Origin of the sequence: Vibrio gazogenes, from assembly GCF_002196515.1 — a bacterium.
In the GTDB taxonomy this organism is placed as follows: Bacteria; Pseudomonadota; Gammaproteobacteria; order Enterobacterales; family Vibrionaceae; genus Vibrio; species Vibrio gazogenes_A.
Genome location: NZ_CP018835.1, coordinates 897,071 through 916,492 on the forward strand (window position 1 = coordinate 897,071; position 19,422 = coordinate 916,492).

20 protein-coding genes are annotated in these 19,422 nt (G+C 46.3%); all 20 read right to left on the bottom strand.

Annotated features, from left to right (window positions below):
• Positions 1-8: 8 nt before the first annotated feature.
• Complete coding sequence (gene fliR / locus BSQ33_RS04035) at positions 9-800, bottom strand: flagellar biosynthetic protein FliR (RefSeq protein ID WP_088133343.1); 792 nt, start codon at positions 798-800, stop codon at positions 9-11.
• 10 nt (positions 801-810) lie between these two features.
• Positions 811-1,080, bottom strand: a complete 270-nt coding sequence (gene fliQ, locus BSQ33_RS04040) for a flagellar biosynthesis protein FliQ (RefSeq protein WP_059121289.1) — start codon at positions 1,078-1,080, stop codon at positions 811-813.
• Between the two features lie 9 nt (positions 1,081-1,089).
• Positions 1,090-1,968, bottom strand: a complete 879-nt coding sequence (fliP, locus tag BSQ33_RS04045; protein WP_420070618.1) for a flagellar type III secretion system pore protein FliP — start codon at positions 1,966-1,968, stop codon at positions 1,090-1,092.
• The gene (gene fliO / locus BSQ33_RS04050; RefSeq protein ID WP_088133344.1) at positions 1,955-2,347 is read right to left on the bottom strand and encodes a flagellar biosynthetic protein FliO; all 393 of its coding nucleotides are present in this window, start codon (positions 2,345-2,347) and stop codon (positions 1,955-1,957) included. The genes fliP and fliO overlap by 14 nt, the downstream gene beginning before the upstream one ends.
• Before the next feature lie 8 nt (positions 2,348-2,355).
• The gene (gene fliN / locus BSQ33_RS04055; protein WP_059121292.1) at positions 2,356-2,769 is read right to left on the bottom strand and encodes a flagellar motor switch protein FliN; all 414 of its coding nucleotides are present in this window, start codon (positions 2,767-2,769) and stop codon (positions 2,356-2,358) included.
• Between the two features lie 14 nt (positions 2,770-2,783).
• Positions 2,784-3,833: a flagellar motor switch protein FliM gene (gene fliM, locus BSQ33_RS04060; protein WP_088133345.1), complete on the bottom strand. Its 1,050-nt coding sequence runs from the start codon at positions 3,831-3,833 to the stop codon at positions 2,784-2,786.
• A gap of 7 nt (positions 3,834-3,840) precedes the next feature.
• Complete coding sequence (fliL, locus tag BSQ33_RS04065; protein ID WP_088133346.1) at positions 3,841-4,347, bottom strand: flagellar basal body-associated protein FliL; 507 nt, start codon at positions 4,345-4,347, stop codon at positions 3,841-3,843.
• 37 nt (positions 4,348-4,384) lie between these two features.
• On the bottom strand, positions 4,385-6,391 hold the full coding sequence (locus BSQ33_RS04070) for a flagellar hook-length control protein FliK (protein ID WP_088133347.1): 2,007 nt from the start codon (positions 6,389-6,391) through the stop codon (positions 4,385-4,387).
• 163 nt (positions 6,392-6,554) lie between these two features.
• A complete protein-coding gene (fliJ, locus tag BSQ33_RS04075; RefSeq protein WP_088133348.1) occupies positions 6,555-6,995 on the bottom strand; it encodes a flagellar export protein FliJ in 441 nt (146 codons plus the stop codon).
• A 1-nt stretch (position 6,996) separates the two neighbouring features.
• A complete protein-coding gene (gene fliI, locus BSQ33_RS04080; RefSeq protein ID WP_088133349.1) occupies positions 6,997-8,325 on the bottom strand; it encodes a flagellar protein export ATPase FliI in 1,329 nt (442 codons plus the stop codon).
• Positions 8,319-9,119 carry a flagellar assembly protein FliH gene (gene fliH / locus BSQ33_RS04085; RefSeq protein ID WP_088133350.1) on the bottom strand — a complete coding sequence of 267 codons (801 nt, stop codon included), beginning with the start codon at positions 9,117-9,119 and terminating at the stop codon, positions 8,319-8,321. Before fliH ends, fliI begins: the two co-directional genes overlap by 7 nt.
• Positions 9,120-9,141: 22 nt before the next feature.
• The gene (gene fliG / locus BSQ33_RS04090; protein ID WP_088134526.1) at positions 9,142-10,188 is read right to left on the bottom strand and encodes a flagellar motor switch protein FliG; all 1,047 of its coding nucleotides are present in this window, start codon (positions 10,186-10,188) and stop codon (positions 9,142-9,144) included.
• Positions 10,181-11,923, bottom strand: coding sequence for a flagellar basal-body MS-ring/collar protein FliF (gene fliF, locus BSQ33_RS04095; protein WP_088133351.1), 1,743 nt, complete (start codon positions 11,921-11,923; stop codon positions 10,181-10,183). The genes fliG and fliF overlap by 8 nt, the downstream gene beginning before the upstream one ends.
• A gap of 45 nt (positions 11,924-11,968) precedes the next feature.
• Entirely contained in the window at positions 11,969-12,280 is a 312-nt protein-coding gene (gene fliE / locus BSQ33_RS04100) for a flagellar hook-basal body complex protein FliE (RefSeq protein WP_088133352.1), read from the bottom strand.
• Between the two features lie 87 nt (positions 12,281-12,367).
• Positions 12,368-13,795, bottom strand: a complete 1,428-nt coding sequence (locus tag BSQ33_RS04105; protein WP_088133353.1) for a sigma-54-dependent transcriptional regulator — start codon at positions 13,793-13,795, stop codon at positions 12,368-12,370.
• A gap of 2 nt (positions 13,796-13,797) precedes the next feature.
• Positions 13,798-14,850: a sensor histidine kinase gene (locus BSQ33_RS04110; RefSeq protein ID WP_088133354.1), complete on the bottom strand. Its 1,053-nt coding sequence runs from the start codon at positions 14,848-14,850 to the stop codon at positions 13,798-13,800.
• A gap of 133 nt (positions 14,851-14,983) precedes the next feature.
• Positions 14,984-16,453 (bottom strand): sigma-54 dependent transcriptional regulator, encoded by a 1,470-nt coding sequence (locus BSQ33_RS04115; RefSeq protein ID WP_088133355.1) that lies wholly within the window; start codon positions 16,451-16,453, stop codon positions 14,984-14,986.
• A gap of 241 nt (positions 16,454-16,694) precedes the next feature.
• Positions 16,695-17,105 carry a flagellar export chaperone FliS gene (gene fliS, locus BSQ33_RS04120; RefSeq protein WP_072956554.1) on the bottom strand — a complete coding sequence of 137 codons (411 nt, stop codon included), beginning with the start codon at positions 17,103-17,105 and terminating at the stop codon, positions 16,695-16,697.
• Positions 17,106-17,117: 12 nt separating this feature from the next.
• Positions 17,118-17,423 carry a flagellar protein FliT gene (locus BSQ33_RS04125; RefSeq protein WP_088133356.1) on the bottom strand — a complete coding sequence of 102 codons (306 nt, stop codon included), beginning with the start codon at positions 17,421-17,423 and terminating at the stop codon, positions 17,118-17,120.
• A complete protein-coding gene (gene fliD, locus BSQ33_RS04130; RefSeq protein WP_088133357.1) occupies positions 17,416-19,416 on the bottom strand; it encodes a flagellar filament capping protein FliD in 2,001 nt (666 codons plus the stop codon). Before fliD ends, BSQ33_RS04125 begins: the two co-directional genes overlap by 8 nt.
• Positions 19,417-19,422: the final 6 nt, after the last annotated feature.

Sequence of the window (19,422 nt, forward strand, 5' to 3'; positions counted from 1 at the left end):
GGTTCTCCTTAAGGTGCCTGACAATTCAGTCGTATCAACCGACAGACCTGAGCCTGTCCTTGCTCCCAGAAAATTTCATAATGACTGAACAGCCCGGTAACAATGTACCAGCACAGCAGTAACCCGACCATGAGCGCAAAAGCAAAACCAAGAGAAAATATATTCAGTTGTGGGGCAGCCCGTGTCATGACGCCAAACGACAGATTGACAGTCAACAAGGCAATAATGCCGGAAAGTGACATAGTCAAGGCAACTTTAAACATAATCCCGAACCATAACGCCAATTCGCGAAAATCAACAGACGTCAGCCCACCTTGCCCGATCGGTAATGACTTAAAACTGAAAGCGATAAGTTGCAGCATCTTTAAATGCCCATCAGTGGCGAGAAAGAACATTGTCGCCAGAAACATAAAAAACTGTCCCAGTAACGGGGTATTTTGCCCATTGGCAGGGTCAACCATCGAAGCAAAACCCAAGCTGGATTGCATCCCGATAATTTGTCCCAGCATGACAAAAGTCTGAATCATAAACTGCGTCACTGTTCCCATGGCGACACCAATAATAATTTGCTCAAAAGTAATCATGAATCCCTGTACAGAGAGCAATTCGATATGGGTGGGTACAACCGGAATGACAGGCATCAATGCGAATGTAATCGCAAGGCCAAGATAAAGACGAACGCGGGCAGTGACAAACCGGGCCCCTGTCACGGTCATCACCATCAACATGGCAGAAATCCGAGTCAGCGGCCAAAAATATGTGGCGATCCAATCTAAAATCAGGTTTGCCGGATATGTCATAACGAACGCCTCAATAGAGGATTTGTGGTAAACGATCAATCATGGAATAAAAGAACTCCATTAAAATCCGTGTCATCCAATGGGCAAACAGCATCAACGCCAGCAATGTCACAATTAAACGGGGAAGAAAACTGAGCGTTTGTTCGTTAATCGAGGTTGCAGCCTGAAACACTGCAACCGCTAAACCGATCAACAAACCGGGCACAATGATCGCCGAAACCATTAACAATACAATCCATAAAGCATCGCGAAATATTTCAACAAAAGCTTCTGGTGTCATCGTATCCCCCTAAAGTGCAAAGCTACCTGCGAGTGTTGATAGAATCAGGTTCCATCCATCAACCAACACAAACAGCATGAGCTTGAATGGCAAAGAAACAATCATAGGAGATAACATCATCATCCCCATTGCCATCAAGACCGAAGCAACCACCAAGTCGATCACCAAAAAAGGGAGAAACAGCATAAAACCAATCTGAAAGGCTGTTTTTAACTCAGAGGTGATAAAAGCCGGAATCAATACCGTCATTTCAACATCTTGTGGATCGGTTGCCTGAGAGCCAGACATATTCACAAACGTCTCTAAATCTTTGACCCGAGTCTGCTTGAGCATGAAAGCTCGCATCGGTTTCTGCGCCTCATCAAAAGCTTGTTTGGCATTTATCTGCTCATTGAGATAAGGCTGGATCGCACGTTCATTCACTTGGTGAAAGACCGGAGACATAATAAAAAAGGTCAGAAACAATGCAATCCCGATAATGACTTGGTTTGAGGGTGTCTGCTGCAACCCCATTGCCTGTCGCAGAATCGACATAACGACCACAATCCGGGTAAACGAAGTCATCAATATGACTAATGCCGGCAGGAAGCCGAGCATCGTCATTAAACCGAGAATTTGTAAACTAATTGAATAATCCTGACTACCGTCGGGATTGGTGGTCATGGTTATCGCAGGAATACCAGCTTGATTCGAGTGAGCGGCCGTTGCTGTATTTGCAAGCCCCTGGGCAGTAATACTCTGTGTCACTAAACTATTAGCGGGTTGAACGTCGCCTGGTGCTGGTGCCGCCCAAGACATCACTGAAAACGCCCCTAAACACAGCACCAGCCCAAGAAGGGCCAGTCTATGCCAATACGATGTAATTAAATGGAAACTATATTTTATCATTCTTTTTCAGAAACCGATTAAGTTGGCCCGCAAAGGGATGCTCCCCTGTCTGAGATCCTGATGACAACGGTTGTTCAAGTTTAGAAATCAATTGAATCGAATGGCTTGTTGCGCCAACTAAAAATTGTTCTTCTCCCGCTTGAACGACCAACAGTTTTTCTTTTGTACCAATCGGAAGTTGACGAATGATCATCAGATCTTTTTGTTGGCCCAACGCAGGTAAGCGCATCTTTTTGAGTAAGAATGCCAAAACCAAGATAAAGGCAATGACAAAAACCAAAGACCCCAGCGTCGTCAAAATACTCATGGAGTCGCCAACCTCTGCCCAGACAGGAAAGGCACACCAAGACAGACTAAACAGGCTAATTAATCGTTTCATCAGCGCGCTTATCTCAGCTTCTTAATCCGTTCTGTCTGGCTAATCACATCGGTCAAACGGATACCGAACTTATCGTTCACCACCACAACCTCACCATGAGCGATCAAGGTTCCATTGACGAGGACATCCAGTGATTCTCCGGCAATACGATCCAATTCGACAACCGAGCCTTGGTTCAATTGCAGCAAATTACGGATACTAATTTGCGAGCGACCGACTTCCATTGAAATGGTCACCGGGATATCCATAATCGTATCCAGCTTCCGTCGCTCATCTTCTGAAATAGGCTGTGATGTATCTTTCAACTCTTCCAGCGGGGCCGCCAATATTTCATCAATATCGTCATCTGATGCTGCATTCGGGTCTTCACCCAGTGCCGCAGCCCACTCATCTGCCAGTTTTTGATCATCAATATCAGACATCTTTGCTACCTACTTTAGTCTTTTACTTCATCTTCTCTTTCAAGATCAGAAATAATATCTTCACTCAAAAAAGCTAAATCTGTCTTCACAACATCAGGACGTTTAATTTTCTGTGAAATCTGAATGGCCAGATTATCTTCTGAACGTCCCATTTTCACGCGGAAGGTCGGCAGCTCTTCCACAAACATAACCGCATGTTCAGGCATATCGATCGGAATAACATCACCTGCCTGCAACTCCATCAAATCTCTTAATGCCAATACTTTTTCCAGTAAGTTCACGCGGAAATTAACCGGCACATCCATGATTTCCTCACGCAGTGCAGAGCTCCAGCGAACGTCTGTTTCCATTTTATCCGACTGAACCCCAGCATCTAAAAGTTCACGAATCGGTTCAAGCATCGAGTATGGCATGACCATATGGAAATCACCACCACCGCCATCGACCTCAATATGAAACGAACTCACGACAATGACTTCTGTCGGGCTGACAATATTCGCCATGCTTGGGTTCACTTCGGAGTCAAGATATTCAAACTCAACCCCCATCACTGGAGACCAAGCTTCTTTATAATCTCCGAACACAATTTTCAGCAATAACTGAATAACTCGACGCTCTGTCGGGGTAAATTCACGTCCTTCGATTCTGGCATGAAAGCGGCCATCGCCACCGAAGAAATTTTCCACCAAAATGAAGACCAGCCGCGCTTCCATGGTAATCAACGCAGTCCCTTTTAATGGACGAAAACGCACCATATTAAGACTGGTCGGGACATACAATGTGTTCTGGTACTCCCCGAACTTCATCATTTGTACACCGTTGATCGACACTTCGGCTGTTTTTCTCAGCATGTTAAACAAACTGATACGTAAATGACGCGCAAATCGTTCATTAATCAATTCAAGCGTCGGCATCCGTCCCCGGACAATGCGATCCTGAGAAGAAAAATCAAAGTTGGCCGCTTCTCGCGTATCCGTGTCTAACTCTTCTTCATCATCATCATCGACACTATCAACACCATGTAATAGCGCATCAATCTCGTCCTGGCTTAATAGATCAGTCACACATCACCTATTGCATTACAAAATCAGTAAACAGAACACGTTCAATCACTGGCTCACCGACCGCTTTAGTCAGCGCAGTCTGAATATCCTTCGTCGCCCGGTCACGTAACTCAATCCGGCCATTGGGTGACCGCAGCTGTTCCACGGTCGCAGAAGCAAACGTCGAGAGCAGAGAACTTTCAATTAATGGGGAGTGATAACGGGCCTGATTTTCATTATCACTGCCCCGAACCATCAGCTGAACTTTGATTTGCACCATCCGGTCACGCTTATCGCCCGTTACATTAAATACGAACGGCTGAGGCAGACTGACATAAGCCACCGGTTCATTATTATTATCGGCCTTCTCAACACTCTGTTCAGGCTCTGCACTTGGTGATTCATCATCCGAACCCATCATAAAAAATGCAGCACCGCCACCAACCATCAGTAATACCACAAGGGCGATAATGATAATCAAAAGTTTCTTTTTGCCGCCGGATGCATTATCTGCGACATCATTTTCATCTGCCATAATTATCTCTGCATGTGCAACGTACTAATTTTTAACCTTATGCGTAATAACTAATCCCATCACGCTTCGAACTAACATCCACATCAAGTTTAACACCTGTGTCTGGATTATCATCATGAAAAACAGAATCCTGCCCCGTCAAAGCGCCTCGTCCAGAGGACTGACCTTGCCCGGAAGCAGCATAGCCTTGCTGTTGATTGCCACTGCCTTGATGCTGGACAGATGTTTCCCCCAGTTGTACACCTTGCTGTGACAACATGTCTCTCAATCGAGGCATCGACTGTTCAAGTGCTTCTCTGGCTTGTGGGGTTGCCACGGTAAAATGCACCGTCGCAGCATCGCCAGACATGTTCATCCGAATATGCATCCGTCCCAGTTCTGGCGGGTCAAGGCGGATATCAATGTTTTTCAAATTTTTGGACATCATCATCTGGACCCGCTCCGAAAGCTGATCAGCCGCCATGGCGTCTTTTGCCAGATAAATTGACGTCGGAGTCTGAGCAGCATCAGCTCTGATGTGACTTTGAACACTCTGACTCTGTTGACCCGCCAGTGATGAGAGCTGATGGGCAAAATGTCCTTCTTTTCCCGTACCATCACCAATCATTCCCTCTGAGCTAGAGCTGGCTTTACCATCACCAAATCCAGCCAGACGCTGACGAATCCATTGCTCACGTCCGACAGCACTCGCAGATAAAGTCTGTAATGCCGCCTGAGAAGCTGCTGAGTCACCGGGAAGATGCATGAGCGAATGGGTGGGGCTATCACTCTGAATCGCCTGAGTCAACGGATTCACCGGAACAGGTGTTGACTGAGACAATTGTTGAGCGGCAAACTGCTGAGCCATATGTGTATGATGGCGAGGATCCGCTCTTGGCGGTAAATCTTGATTCAGCGATTGCAGGAGCTTTTGTGATAGCGCGGCTTTTTCCGTATTGCTCTCAGTACCAGATAATGCAGCCGCCTGAGTGTGGTCAACGCCATCGGTTAGCGTCACATTCTGCATATCATCCTGAGCGATAATATTTGGATTTGGCACACCTTGGATATTTGTCCCGGCAGGTATTTTTTCCGGTGAAACGGTCGCGTCTCGATGTGCTTGTCCCTCAGATGAAACAGCAGCAGATGAAACAACAGATGCAGCATGACCAAGCTGTTGGGCATCGGCGTCCGGGAGCTGAGACAAATCGACCGTCACAGCCTTCTCTCCTGTCAGTTGCTGCTCATCCGCACCTTGCCCCTGAGTTTGAGAAGCGTCACTGTCCGGTTCCACCGGAGCCAAAGGCAATGCGGAAGAGACGGCTGTTTTCTGAAGTGTATCTGGGTCGGTCACATTGACCTGCTGCACAAGTTTTGCTAAGTGTTTAGTCCCCTCAGATTCAGTGTCATCCGAGGCTGGCAATTTGTTGCCGTTTTGCGACACAAGCTGCTGTTCAGCGCCTTTAAGCCGACTAAGCACAGCTTCACCCTCTCCCATTGTCCGCAATGCGGCGTCTTTCTGTGCTGATGAGTCACTTTGTTCAGAAGATTTCTGGGAAGACGACGTAGAAATGGTCGCATGGGACTGCGTGTTTGACTCGGGCTGAGGAGCATTTAGCACTGCGGTATCACCATCAGGCTGAGGTTGTCCGCCAGATGTTTTCGCAGCCGCAATTTGAGTGTTATCCAGATCATCAATGTTTTCAGACAAATTCTTCTGGGACTGCGCCTCAACCAACTCGGCTTTAGACCCCTCTTTTCCAGAAGCTTCTTTATCAGATATATTTTTGCCAGAGATGTCTGGATCGGACAATAGGGCATCCGCTGACATATCACCAGCAACATCCGATCCCCCTTCGGTAGGTTTCGCCTCACCGCTCTTGACTGAGGACTTTCCTGAAGCTGAATCCTCTCCCTTAAATAAAGCAGCCAGTTTGGCAAAAAAGCCACCGGACTCTTGCGACGATTCAGCAACATCACCAGCAACAACGGTATCATCACTAACCGCTTTATGGTGAGACTGCACTTTCTGTGTCCCTGACGTGGGCGTGAGGTTGATATTCATATCCAGTACTCTTGCAAACCAAATCTAATTGACGGTATTTGCTATTACAAACAAATGACTTTAATGCAAACAACTTGATATTAAATAAGCAAAAATTAAGCCATATCTATCAGAACATTCATCCAGTCAGTAATATTGTGATTCAGATAAGGTAAGAGTCCATTTAAAATAGTGCTTTGCGGGCATACTGAATCGTTGTAAATTCATCGAGTTGTTTCTGCTCTCGTTTGATTTCAGCCTGTTGTTTTTCAGCCTGTTTTTTGTCTCGTAGCCACTCATAAGAACGGCGCGTTTTACGCACCTCAAGCCAATGTTCCTGACAGTTTTCAACTTGATCGATAAAATGCTGTTCTGCACCTCTTTGTTTTGCAAGCGTCTCATCTAACTGAGTTAAGAAGCGATTCAAATGGCCATACTGACTTGCCGTTAAGCCGGCTTTCCCTCGGTCAATCATTTGATGGCAATAATCCAGACGATACTGTTCAATCTGACTCACCTGACGGTAATAACCTTCAAGTTCCTGACGTGCGCTATTTAATGCGAGCACGGCTTTCTCTTCAGTCTCTTTCGCCTGTTCCAGCAAGAATTCCAGTGCATTTTCCATATTATTCAGAACCTATCTGCAAAACATTCTTCAACATACTGACACACATATCATACGGAACAGTGTCTTTCATGCCTTGTTGCAGGTACATATCAATCTTCGGTTTGAGGGTAAATGCCTGATCAATCGCCGGGTCAGTACCCGGTTTATAAGCGCCAATCGATACCAGGTCCTGATTTTTACGACAAACAGACAGAACTTGTCTTACGGCTTTTGACATCAGCTGATGTTCATCGGTTGTGATTTGAGGCATCACCCGACTCACCGATTTTTCAACATCCACCGCCGGATAGTGACCGGCATCCGCCAGCTCCCGGGATAAAACAATATGGCCATCGAGAATAGCCCGTGACGCATCGGCAATCGGGTCCTGAAGATCATCCCCTTCCGTCAATACGGTAAAAAATGCGGTAATCGACCCCTGCTCGTCACTGCCATTCCCGGCACGCTCAACCAGCGCTGGTAATTTGGCAAAGACTGAAGGTGGATATCCTTTCGTCGCCGGCGGTTCGCCGACTGAAAGTGCAATTTCCCGCTGTGCCTGCGCAAAACGGGTCAACGAATCCATCAGTAATAAGACGTCTAACCCTTGATCACGAAAATACTCAGCAATCGTCAACGCGGTTTGACACCCTTTAAGGCGCATAAGCGGTGATGAATCGGCCGGAGCAGCAACAACAACTGCCCGCTGACGACCATCAACACCTAAAATTTCATCAATAAATTCTTTAACTTCTCGTCCACGTTCACCAATGAGACCAACCACCACGACTTGAGCCGTCGTTCCGCGAGTCATCATGCCCAATGTCACGGACTTCCCCACACCAGAACCGGCAAAGAGCCCGATACGCTGTCCTTTACCGACCGTCAATAATCCATTCACCGACTTCAGACCGACATCCAGTGGCTCAGAGATTGGTTTACGCGCAAGAGGGTTGATCGCAGCAGATTGAAAAGAAGCTTTATGTTCGGCATAAATCGGGCCTTTGCCATCCAACGGCATCCCGACACCATCAATAACTCTTCCCAACAGTTCCATACCAACGGGGACACCCGTATCACCATGAATCGGCGTGACTTTCGCTCCGGGCAAAATACCTGAAACTTGTTCACTCGGCATCAAATAAAGATGAGCGCCAGAGAAACCGACCACTTCCGCTTCAATCTCACCACTCATCGTTTCGACTTTACATAAACTGCCAATGGGTGCTTTACATCCAGTGGCTTCCAGAGTCAGTCCGACCACCCGTACGAGGCGGCCAGAAGCTATAGGACGGGAGGACAATCCCTGAATTTTGTATTGTGCAAAACGCTCTTCTAACGCTAACACGCATCACCACCATGTCGGTTTGCTTCACAAAAACTTTTCAGAGTAGTTCGGATTCGCTCTTCAATCCGGTAGCTGACGCTCGATTCACCGGCCTCAATTTCAACATCACCACGATTGAGAGAGGGTTCACTCACTAAAGTCCAGTGCCGGAAATCAAGGTCTTCTTCGCCATAGGACTGACGAATAATCTCAACATCTTCTGGATTGAGTTTCAGTGTAATGTCATGACCGGTAACCGGCAGTGATTCAACAGAAGATTTTACCGTATCCAGAATCACCTGAGGATTCATCTGTACTTCAACCCGAACCACTTCTCTGACCAAAGCAAGTACCATATCGACCAGTTGACGCTCAACCTGTGCATTCATCAGTGCGAGGGGCTGGGCGAATTGATTCGCTAAATTAACAAAACTGGCGACATGAGTATCGATGATTTCCTGACCGGCTGCCAGACCTTCATTTTGTCCGGCTTCTTGGCCTTCCTGATGCCCCGCCTGATAACCTTCTTCTTTGCCTTTATCGTAACCTTGTCTGAAACCGGCTTCCTGACCCTGATGCAATCCTTCTTGATAGGCACCTTGACGAATCAGTTCAATTTCTTCTTCCGTCAGTTCCAGTGGCATCTCTTCTACCAAGCGTTCAGCCTCCGGTATCCATCCCGGATCATATTTCAGTGCCGTGTCTTTTGCCTGACCATGCGTATCAGCCGTATAATCGGGTAACCCCCACACTTTTGCACACTCAACATCAGTATCCGTTCCCGGCCGTAAGAATCCGCGTTTTCTGTCTGACATCGTGACTCCTTAAACCAATTGATCAGAGGAATTCATCAGCGCCACCTGACAACATGATTTCACCGTTGTCAGCCATTCTGCGAGCAATCGCCAGAATTTCTTTCTGCGCAGCTTCCACATCCGAAACTTTGATTGGCGGCATCGCTTCAAGATCATCTCTGAGCATTTCAGCAGCGCGTTTAGACATATTTTTAAAGATTTTCTCTTTCAGGGTGTCATCCGCACCTTTCAGTGCTTTTTGCAAAATATCCTGTGGCACATCCCGCAACAGTTTCTGAATACCCTGATCATCAACTTCAGCAAGGTTTTCAAAGACAAACATCAGATCCTGAATTTGCGTTGCCAGATCTTCATCCTGATCTCGCATTTGCTCCATCAGGACGCCTTCGACGTTATTATCGAGATAGTTCATAATATCGGCAGCGGCTTTCAGACCACCAATTTTCGCAGCTTGTGCGCCCGCTTGACCGGCAAACTGTTTCTCCATAATTTCATTCAACTCAGCCAATGCCGATGGCTGTACTTCTTCCAGATTAGCAATCCGCATCATCAAATCCAGTCGATCCCGCTCAGCAAATTGCGCCAAAATCTCCGCTGATTGGTCTGGCTCGAGATAAGACAAAACAATGGTCTGGATCTGCGGGTGCTCATTGACAATAATGCTGGCGACCTGACGCGGGTCCATCCATTTCAAAGAATCCAAACCTTTTGAACCGGTTCCCAGCAGGATTTGATCAACCAGGTTGTTGGCTTTATCTTCACCTAAGGCTGCAACCAAGGCGTTGCGCATAAAGTCTTCGCTGCCCATCCCGATATTGGTGTATTTCTGAATATCTTCCAGAAATGCCCGGTGTACAGCACTGACCTTGCCCTGACTCAGCTCACTCGAACGAGCCATCGCACTACCAACCCGCTGGACTTGTTTCGGCTCCAGATGACGAATAATCCCGGCAGCATCTTCCTCATTCAGACTCAATAAGAGAATTGCAGCTTTTTCATCGCCACTAATTGACCCGACATCGATGTCTTGAGGGACCAGATCACCGCCATTTTCTTTCTCATCAGCCATCATTCACCATCCAATTTTTCACAACCTGAGCAGCGAGTTCCGGCTCATTAGCAACTAAGGCCCGTACCGCTTTCAGTACATCTTCATCTTTATGTAAGTTCGGTAAGTCAATTGTCGAACCGAACTCGAACAGATCACCGGCTTCAATATCCTCCCCAATTAGGCTGGTTTCACCATCTGCACCAATCGGGAGTCCATCGGGACCATAAAGTTGGTCTTCATCGTCACTTGCCGCTGGGTTGATAAGTTTTTTCATTGCCGGACGAACCAATACCAGAATCACAACAATGATAACCAATGCACTTGCCAGCCAACGAACCCAATCACCAAAGTTCGGGTTTTCCCAAATCGGTACATCGGTCAACTGTTCCACTTCAGGCTTGGCAAATTGCATACTTAAGACATTTAATAAATCGCCTCGTTGTTCATTATAGCCAATGGCACCGATCAGGACCTGACGCACCGCATTCAGTTGACTGTCAGACAAAGGCTTATAGGTGACCTCACCCGTATCCGGATTCACAACCTCACGGTCTTTAATGGCCACGGAAACGGTCTGACGATTAATCACTCCAGTCTGCTTCCGCTCATGGCTCACAGTCGTGTTCAATTCGTAATTACGCGTTGCTTCTTTATGGACCGATCCTTGTCCGAGGGTCGAACCATCTTTCATTTGTGCAACATCTTCCGGGATAGAAGAATCGGCCGGAGGTTGATTACTTAGCGCTCCGGGAACACCTGCAACAACGTTGGCGTTGTTATAATCTTCAAGCGTGTATTCACTACGGGTCGATGGTTTTTTCGGGTCAAACTGGCGGCTGGTCTGTTCAATCGCACTGAAATCCATTTCAACATCGACCTGCGCAGTATATTGCCCCAGCCCGAGAATCGGGATCAGCACTGAATCAATTTTATCTTTGAGTGCCTGCTCTTGCTTACGCTCTAATTCTTGTTCTTTTCGACGTGCAGTGGATACAGGATCGGCAGAGCCGGAGTTAAGCAGACGCCCATGTTGATCGGTGACCGTAATACGGGTGGTTTTCATACCAGGGACTGCACTGGCAACCATATCGACTATCGAATCGATTTCTTCCTGTTTCAGATTTGCACCGGTTCTCAGCGTCAAAAAAACCGATGCTGAAGCTTCTTGATTTTGCCGGACAAACACACTCGATTTAGGCATCGCCAGCAATACACGCGCTTTTCTCACCTGGTTCATGGCTTCAATCGCTTTGGCTAGCTGGCGCTCGCGGCTCAGTTTTAAGCGCTCAATCTCAAGGCGCTGTGATACGCCGAACCCCATATCCTGTAGCAGAATATCATCACCGGCCTGTTTCTCCTGATTCAGACCAGCCCGGGCTAAATCCAGTTTGAGTCCACTGTATTCAGTGACCGGAACCAAGATCGTATTGCCATCGAGTTTATATTCTTTTTTGCTCTGATCGAGATAATCCAGAATCGGGATTAATTCCTCGGTATCATAGGCTCCCAATGGACGCATTTCCGGTTCTTTCACCCAGAAAAACAGCATCATGATCAAAGCGACACAAATAGAGATAGAAAGGACAAGCACGACCTGACGAATTAAGTCCAAATCACCGACGGCAAAATCGAACCGAGATGAACTTTTCTCATCCAAATCAGGGTCTTGATGATCAACGGGCAAATCCGTGTCCGCGGAAAGTGCCCCACCGTCGCTTAAAGTCAGGTCTGTCGATTGGTTATCTTCGGCCACGTTGCTTACCTACAATACTTCAAAATTGATACCGAAACGTCAAAGTTAAACCGGCATGTTCATCAGTTCTTTATAAGCATCAACGAGCTTATTCCGAACCTGTACGGTCGCATCAAATGCAACACTTGCTTTATTTCTTGCAATCATCACATCGGACAAGGACACGCCTTCATCACCCCGATCAAAGCGTGTTTGCAAATTACTGGATGCCTTTTGTAACCCATTCACATTATTAATCGCTGTATTGAGCAGCTCACCAAAGTCAGCACTCACTGACTGTCCGGTTGGTGCCGCTGATTTACCACTGGCTTCCTGTATCATTGACTGCATTTCAGTCTGTAATCCATCTAGTCTCATAAGTTCCCCCGATAGCCAAATCTTTGACTCGTATAACCGTTGCTTAACTCTTATCCAGCAATTAGTGTGCCATTTGATAAATGATATTTATCCGGGAATATCAATCCCTGCATCTCTCATCTTCGCCAGCTTATAGCGCAAGGTTCTCGGACTAATCCCCAACCGCTCTGCCATCTCTTTCCGCCGCCCTTTACAGGCGATCAGGGTCTCCAGAATAATGGAATATTCCTGATCGCGAAGCTCTCCACCCAAATCAGAAATACTTGACTGATGGCTACTCATCTCACTATGAGCCACTGTTTTGACAGTCGGTGGTTCAACCGGTTGTGATGTTGGGCGCGGCTGATCATTTTCAACTAATTTTTGTAAACTGCCGGCATCTTTCCAATCGACCCCTTCCAAGAGGATATGTTCTTCGTCGATATTGCCATTTTCACTCAAAATCAAAGCTCTCTGAATGACATTATCCAGTTCACGTACGTTACCGGGCCACGGATAAGAGAGTAGTTTTTCAATTGCGGATGTTGCGATCTGGGGCATTGCAATGCCCAGTTTTTTACAGTGACGTTCAACCAGATGCTGCGCCAAAGGTTTGATGTCATCCTGACGCTCTCGCAGCGCTGGCCATGAAATTGGGAAAACGTTCAAGCGATAGTATAAATCTTCACGAAATTCACCTTCCTGAACATAGCTTTTTAAATCGCGGTTACTGGTCGCAAGCACTCTGACATCCAACTGAATACTTTTACGACTTCCCAGCCGTTCTACTTCTCTTTCCTGTAGCACCCGCAACAACTTCGCCTGAAGGTTCAAATCCATTTCACTGATTTCATCGAGTAGAATGGTCCCGCCTTGTGCTTGTTCAAATTTTCCGGGACAAGCTTGGATAGCACCGGTGAAAGCCCCTTTCTCATAACCAAACAGAGTCGCTTCCAACATATTATCCGGTATCGCAGCACAATTGATCGCGATAAAAGGACCATCTTTACGCAATGACGCATTGTGAATGTAGCGAGACATCACCTCTTTTCCGGAACCACTCGGCCCGAGAATCATGACATTTGCATCGGTTTTAGCGACTTTCTCTGCTAAAGCGAGTAATTTGACACTTTTCTCATCAGCAACAACCGCATCGCCATTGTCATCAGATTTAACCGGTGCATAACGGCTAACCATATTCAGCAACACTTCGGGTGCGAATGGTTTCGCCATATAATCAATGGCACCCTCTTTCATCGCTGCAACGGCATCTTCAATATTGGCATAGGCTGTCATGAGTAGTACGGGAAGATTCGGCCAATGCTGTTTGATATTTCTCAACAGTGCCAAACCACCCATACCCGCCATTTGCACATCAGAGACCACGATATCAACGCTCTCTGATTTTAACTTTACCAGTGCTTCTTCAGCACAATCTGCTTCGACCCATTCATAACCGGCCAGAGCTAAGGTATCCACCAATGCCTCGCGCAAACCTTCATCATCTTCAACAATTAATACTTTGCTCTGAGCCATGATTACTCTCCTGTCTCTGAATTCTTATGAGAAACCGTCCGCTCCAGAGGAAGACACATCGTAAAACATGCCCCATCCCCTTCTTCAGAAATCAAGTCTAGATGTCCATCGTGTGCACGACAAACCATCTGAACAACCGCAAGCCCTAACCCCGTGCCCTGAGAACGCGTGGTGAAAAAAGGCTCCATAATTTTATTTTGCATTTCAGCAGCAATTCCCGGCCCGTTATCCTGTACAGAAATCTTCAACATGTCCTGGACCGGTCGGAAGAACACATCAATCTGAGCACCTTTGCCACTATTCTGAATCGCATTCAGCACCAAATTACTCAACGCTGAGGCAATTGCATTTGGGTTTCCCAGCAAAGCTGTCTCCGGATGTTCAATTTCCTGCCCGTAGTCGATCTGATGACTGTGTATCGCTGTTTCGACCATCGGATAAAATTCCTGAACTAACTCATCCAGTGTAAAGGGTTTGACGACTTTATTGTCGCCCCCCTTGGCAAATAACAGCATGTCATTGACCTGTTTATCCAGATCATGCAACCGATCCATCAATTTCGTTTGAAAACGTTCACGTGTTGCAACCGGTAACTGAGGCGCAGCAAGATTAGATGCATACAGCATCGCACTCGATAAAGGGGTACGAACCTGGTGTGCCAATGATGCAACCATTCGGCCCAGTGAAGATAGCCGCTGTAAATCACTCACTCGCGCCTGGAGCAAACGAGTTTCGGTTAAATCGGTAATGAGGATCAGTTGACCGGTTGACGAGGCTGAAATCGCAAGCCGCACTTTTCTGCCATTGCGTAGCGAAATTTCGTGTCCATCATCTTCTTTGGGTGCAAAAGCAGACTGAATCACCGCGTACCAGCGCTCACCGACTAATGGAATTTCCAGCAGTCGCACCGCCTCAGGATTCGCCTCACGGACAATGCCCTGCGTATCCAGCAAAATAACGCCGGCAGGCATGACATCCAGTACCTGTTTGTATCGTTCAACCTGATCTTCTATCGAATCGAGATGAGAAAGCTGTTGCGCCTGAGATTCTTGCATAATCGTTTTCTGTTCTGTAAAAACAACAATAGTCTGAAAAGCAAAAAGCGTTCCAGACTATTTTCTATATAAAATTCAAGTTATTACATCAACAGAAAAATATAATGACAATATATTGACTATTTTCTGACGTTTAACGGTTCATATTATATTTTTTCATTTTTTCAACCAGCGTCGTTCTGCGCATCCCTAACATGTCTGCAGCACGGGCAACAACACCATCTTGAGCATCCAAGGCTTGATTAATCAGATTGACTTCAAGCTCTGCCAATAATTCCTTTAGATTGACGCCTTCAGGTGGCAAAGATTGAGGTGCATTGACATGGTTCATCAACTCTTGCTCAACATCACTCAATTGAAAATCCTCGGAAAAAATGTCTGCCAAGACATCCCGTTCCTGCTCTTCAATACTACTGTAACGGCTCGCCTCTGGTTGAAATTCCGGGATATCGCTATAGCGATATTTGGTTGGTAGGTGATTGACATCAATCAAACTATTTGGATAGAGGATGATCATTCGTTCAACCAGATTTGCCAACTCCCGAACATTTCCCGGCCAACTATGTTCCATCAGCGACTGAATTGCTCTCGGCGTAAAGCAGATAGGCGAAGCACCTTCAGATTCCATGCGCGTCAGCAGTTCCTGAATTAACAAAGGAATATCGTCTTTACGATCTTTCAACGCAGGCATTTCAATCGGAAAAACATTCAATCGGTAATAGAGGTCTTCGCGGAATAATTCCTTATCAATCATCGATTCCAGATTGCGATGTGTTGCTGCAATGACACGCACATTGACTTTAATCGTGGTATTACCACCAACCCGTTCAAAACAGCGTTCTTGCAACACTCGCAGCAACTTCACCTGCATTGCCATTGGCATATCGCCAATTTCATCCAGAAATAAGGTTCCGCCTTCTGCCAGTTCAAACCGACCTTTACGCGCCGTCAGTGCACCGGTAAATGCACCTTTTTCATGTCCGAAAAGTTCACTTTCCAATAAATCGGCAGGGATCGCACCACAGTTAATCGGCACAAAAGGGCCGTTACGTCGCGGTGAATGATAATGGACATTGCGGGCTACAACTTCTTTTCCGGTTCCGGATTCACCAAGAATCAGCACATTCGCATCCGTTCCTGAAACTTGCTCAATTAGATGACGGACTTCTTGAACACCGGAACTCTGCCCGACTAGACTTCTGAACAACGTTGTTTTACGCCCGGAAGTAAATACAGAAATGCCTTTGCGCCCCAGAAAATCCTTACAATGCCGCAGCGCTTCAGCCAGTTGAGGATAATTAAGCGGCAAATCAAGTTCGCCAACATAATTAGAGAATGGTTCCAGAGAATAAGGCTGTTGAGCCATCATCAACAGAGGGATATGAGTGAGATCCTGTAAACGTGTCTGCACTGTCTCGGGCAGATGTCCGCTTTGTAATGAACCGAGCAGACAACCAGCCCATACGTCAGACCAATCAATCTGTTCAAATTGAGACGATTCGATTACCTCGCAAGGTTCACCGACAAAATCCAAAATAATATTGATTTGCTGACGAATTGCAGGATTATCCTCAATCACGAGCAGTTTCGCTAAACCTTGCATAGGTAAGTATATTTGCCTTCATCCATTAGGTTATTGTTGCCGTTGAATTTCTATATTAACCCTGTGAGATATGGTTTACTCTATTTATCTCTAGATAAACATAGACAAAAACTCAAACGACCAGCAACAAAAAAGCCACTAATCTATAGTGATAGTGGCCTCTATTCTATTGAATTCAAAAAATATGGCAATACGAAGACGACACTCAATCATCGATTGAGTGAGATGCTTCCAATAAAACCTATGCACCCACTTCAGACGACGTGAGATGATGGTACTCTGAAGGTATCTGATCCCAAGCCGATTTTATTTCTCGAATAATATCAATTACATCATCAAGCAGCTCAGGTTCATTAAGGTGGTTTGCCTGTGTGATCTGAGTAATCACAAATTCGTAAAGCTGGTCTAGGTTTCTGGCAATGTCCCCACCATCTTCCATCGACAAGCAACTCCGTAGACTGATAATGATGTCTAATGCTTTACCTAAACGCTCACCTTTGACAGGAATATTGCCTTGCATCATCGCTGCTTTGCCCTGTATCAGTCGCTCAATCGCTCCGGCCATCAGCATCTGTACGACTTTATGTGGTGAGGCAGCACTGAGCTGGCTGTCCACTGATACTTTTTTGTAAGCCTGTAAAGAACCACGCATAGTCTTCCTCTTTCATAAAAACTTCTTGTACTGCTGAACAGATTTATTCCCATACCGGTACTTTTTCAGTGAATGACCGATACCTGATGTTTTCAGTTGCATCTCTTCAACAAGTCGTTGGGTACGTTCGATTGCACACTGCCACGGCTCTGAACGTGAGAATTGTTGATTTTCTGACGCTTCCTGAACCAATACCTGCAATATCTGATCCCTTTTATCGACTAATCGGTGAATAACTTCAGTGTTTATTTCTTCTTCCTGAAGTTGCTCACTAATTTCGTGATCAAGATCACTTAGTTGATTCAGTTGCTCATCCATTTGACGAACCTAATGCGTTCATCATCCCTGACAACTGGCTTTGCATCTTACTTGTGGCATCCTGCATCGCCAGAAATTTATCATGAGTTCGCTGTTCTAATGTATTCATCCGGCGATCCAGTGCCTCTTGGTCACCGTCCAAACGACGATTCTGTTCAACCATACTCTTTTCTCGAGTACGCAAAGACCCCGTGACACCCGTCATCCCTTGAATCGCATCTTCAACTCTTTTGGCAAAGCCATCTCGGCCACCAAAAAACTCACCGAGCTTATTAAAATTGTTGTTCAGTTGTCGGGTCAGCATATCTTCGTTAATTTCCAATGTGCCTTGCCGGGTCGTTGTAATGCCAAACTCCGTGAGTGTTTTCAAATTTTCAGGCGCTTGTTTGATCTGAGAAGAAAAAACCCGTTTCAACCGAGAGTCTGCATTACGGACAACACTGTCCCCAGCGAGAGGACCGGCTTGTCCTGTCTTTGGATCCACATTTGATAGCTCTTTCGACAACTGGTAAAACTGATTGTATGCATTGACGAATTTGTGAATATCATCTTTGACCGTATCCCGGTCATACTCAATGTCAATTTCTGCCGGTGGCTGGTTGGCCTTGGTCTTTCCTTTGACCTTTAAATCAACACCATCAATCGCATTCTCAATAATGTTGTTATTGCTCGACAGCGTCGCAACCCCATCCAACATAACTTTGGCATCCTGGGCAGACTGAACTTCTGACATCCCTTGATAGGCATCAAACGCGTTCTGAGCAGCTTGCAGTTCAGATTGTACTTTTTCTACTTTTTCGATGTAAGCCCGCTCTTCTGGCGATAATTTTGCGCGTTCCTGTGCTTTCGCTTCCTCTGGCGTCATTTGACCAGAGCGAACGGCTGCCTCGATATCCGCTTCTTCCTGCGCTAACTTTTTCTGCAGTTTATCTTGAGCTTCTTTAGGCGTTACATACGAATCATATAATGTCCCTGATGCGGTGTTTGACCATCCGGGCACATCGGAAGACTTCTCAATCGCACTTTGATCCAGTTCCGGTTGCGGCTCCTGATAAGAGTCTAATAATGTCCCGGATGCGGTTTCCGACCATCCGGGAATGCGATCTTCAGGACGGACATAATCTTGCGCTTTTTTCGCGGCCTCTGCGGCTGCACTGGCAGCAGTGTCAGATAACTCGCTCGTTGCAGAAGTGTCGGGTTGTACTTTTTCAGCAGCCTGGCGGATCTCATCCGCGACAGACTGATCAACGGCTCGGGCTGCCGTTTCTAATTTTTCTGCAACTTTCCCTGCAATTTTTTGCTGCTCTGGTGTGAGCGGTGTAATGAGTTGTTGCGCCTGGGAACGTGCTTTTTCTAAATCTTTAACACGTTGCTCCAGCGTTTTATATTCCAGTTTTTTTAAGCTACTACCATTGGGCGCATCTGCACCTATCTGAATTTTGTTCTCTTGACCGGATTGGTTTGAAGCAATGATGAGACGAGGACCGTCGATATCATTAATCACAGAGGCACGAACCCCTGGATTGCCCTTCGCAGCATTGATGCCGTTGACGACATCTTTTAGGCGCGAATCTGATTGAATATCAACGGTAAAACGACGGTTGCCGAGTGAAATATGCAGCTTACCCGGCCCAAATTTTTCATCTTCCGCAAAAACGTTAGATGCAACTTTATGGCTTTGGGCAAGCTGCAACACATCGATAGCGTATCTTCCTGCGATGGCATCCGTTGTCGCTGTCGCTGAAACGACATTTTCATTGGTCGTATCAACTTTTCGCAATGCAAACGCTTTTTCTTGGCGAAAATCTGCCATCAGCGCTTTCATTGTATCCAACGACTCTCTGAGTCGGCCGTAGGCACTAATACTGGCATTATTTTGTGTCCGCTGACTATCGATCCGTTGCTGCTTGGGAACACGCTCCGAATCGACAATCTTACGAACCATGGAATTAATATCCATGCCAGAATTCATCCCTAACGGGCCCAGACTCATCCAATC

Coding starts and splice junctions, on each gene's coding strand:
- fliR (WP_088133343.1), bottom strand. CDS start 800: ATGACATATCCGGCAAACCTGATTTTAGATTGGATCGCCACATATTTT.
- fliQ (WP_059121289.1), bottom strand. CDS start 1,080: ATGACACCAGAAGCTTTTGTTGAAATATTTCGCGATGCTTTATGGATT.
- fliP (WP_420070618.1), bottom strand. CDS start 1,968: ATGATAAAATATAGTTTCCATTTAATTACATCGTATTGGCATAGACTG.
- fliO (WP_088133344.1), bottom strand. CDS start 2,347: ATGAAACGATTAATTAGCCTGTTTAGTCTGTCTTGGTGTGCCTTTCCT.
- fliN (WP_059121292.1), bottom strand. CDS start 2,769: ATGTCTGATATTGATGATCAAAAACTGGCAGATGAGTGGGCTGCGGCA.
- fliL (WP_088133346.1), bottom strand. CDS start 4,347: ATGGCAGATGAAAATGATGTCGCAGATAATGCATCCGGCGGCAAAAAG.
- BSQ33_RS04070 (WP_088133347.1), bottom strand. CDS start 6,391: ATGAATATCAACCTCACGCCCACGTCAGGGACACAGAAAGTGCAGTCT.
- fliJ (WP_088133348.1), bottom strand. CDS start 6,995: ATGGAAAATGCACTGGAATTCTTGCTGGAACAGGCGAAAGAGACTGAA.
- fliH (WP_088133350.1), bottom strand. CDS start 9,119: ATGTCAGACAGAAAACGCGGATTCTTACGGCCGGGAACGGATACTGAT.
- fliG (WP_088134526.1), bottom strand. CDS start 10,188: ATGGCTGATGAGAAAGAAAATGGCGGTGATCTGGTCCCTCAAGACATC.
- fliE (WP_088133352.1), bottom strand. CDS start 12,280: ATGAGACTAGATGGATTACAGACTGAAATGCAGTCAATGATACAGGAA.
- BSQ33_RS04105 (WP_088133353.1), bottom strand. CDS start 13,795: ATGGCTCAGAGCAAAGTATTAATTGTTGAAGATGATGAAGGTTTGCGC.
- BSQ33_RS04110 (WP_088133354.1), bottom strand. CDS start 14,850: ATGCAAGAATCTCAGGCGCAACAGCTTTCTCATCTCGATTCGATAGAA.
- BSQ33_RS04115 (WP_088133355.1), bottom strand. CDS start 16,453: ATGCAAGGTTTAGCGAAACTGCTCGTGATTGAGGATAATCCTGCAATT.
- fliS (WP_072956554.1), bottom strand. CDS start 17,105: ATGCGTGGTTCTTTACAGGCTTACAAAAAAGTATCAGTGGACAGCCAG.
- BSQ33_RS04125 (WP_088133356.1), bottom strand. CDS start 17,423: ATGGATGAGCAACTGAATCAACTAAGTGATCTTGATCACGAAATTAGT.
- fliD (WP_088133357.1), bottom strand. CDS start 19,416: ATGAGTCTGGGCCCGTTAGGGATGAATTCTGGCATGGATATTAATTCC.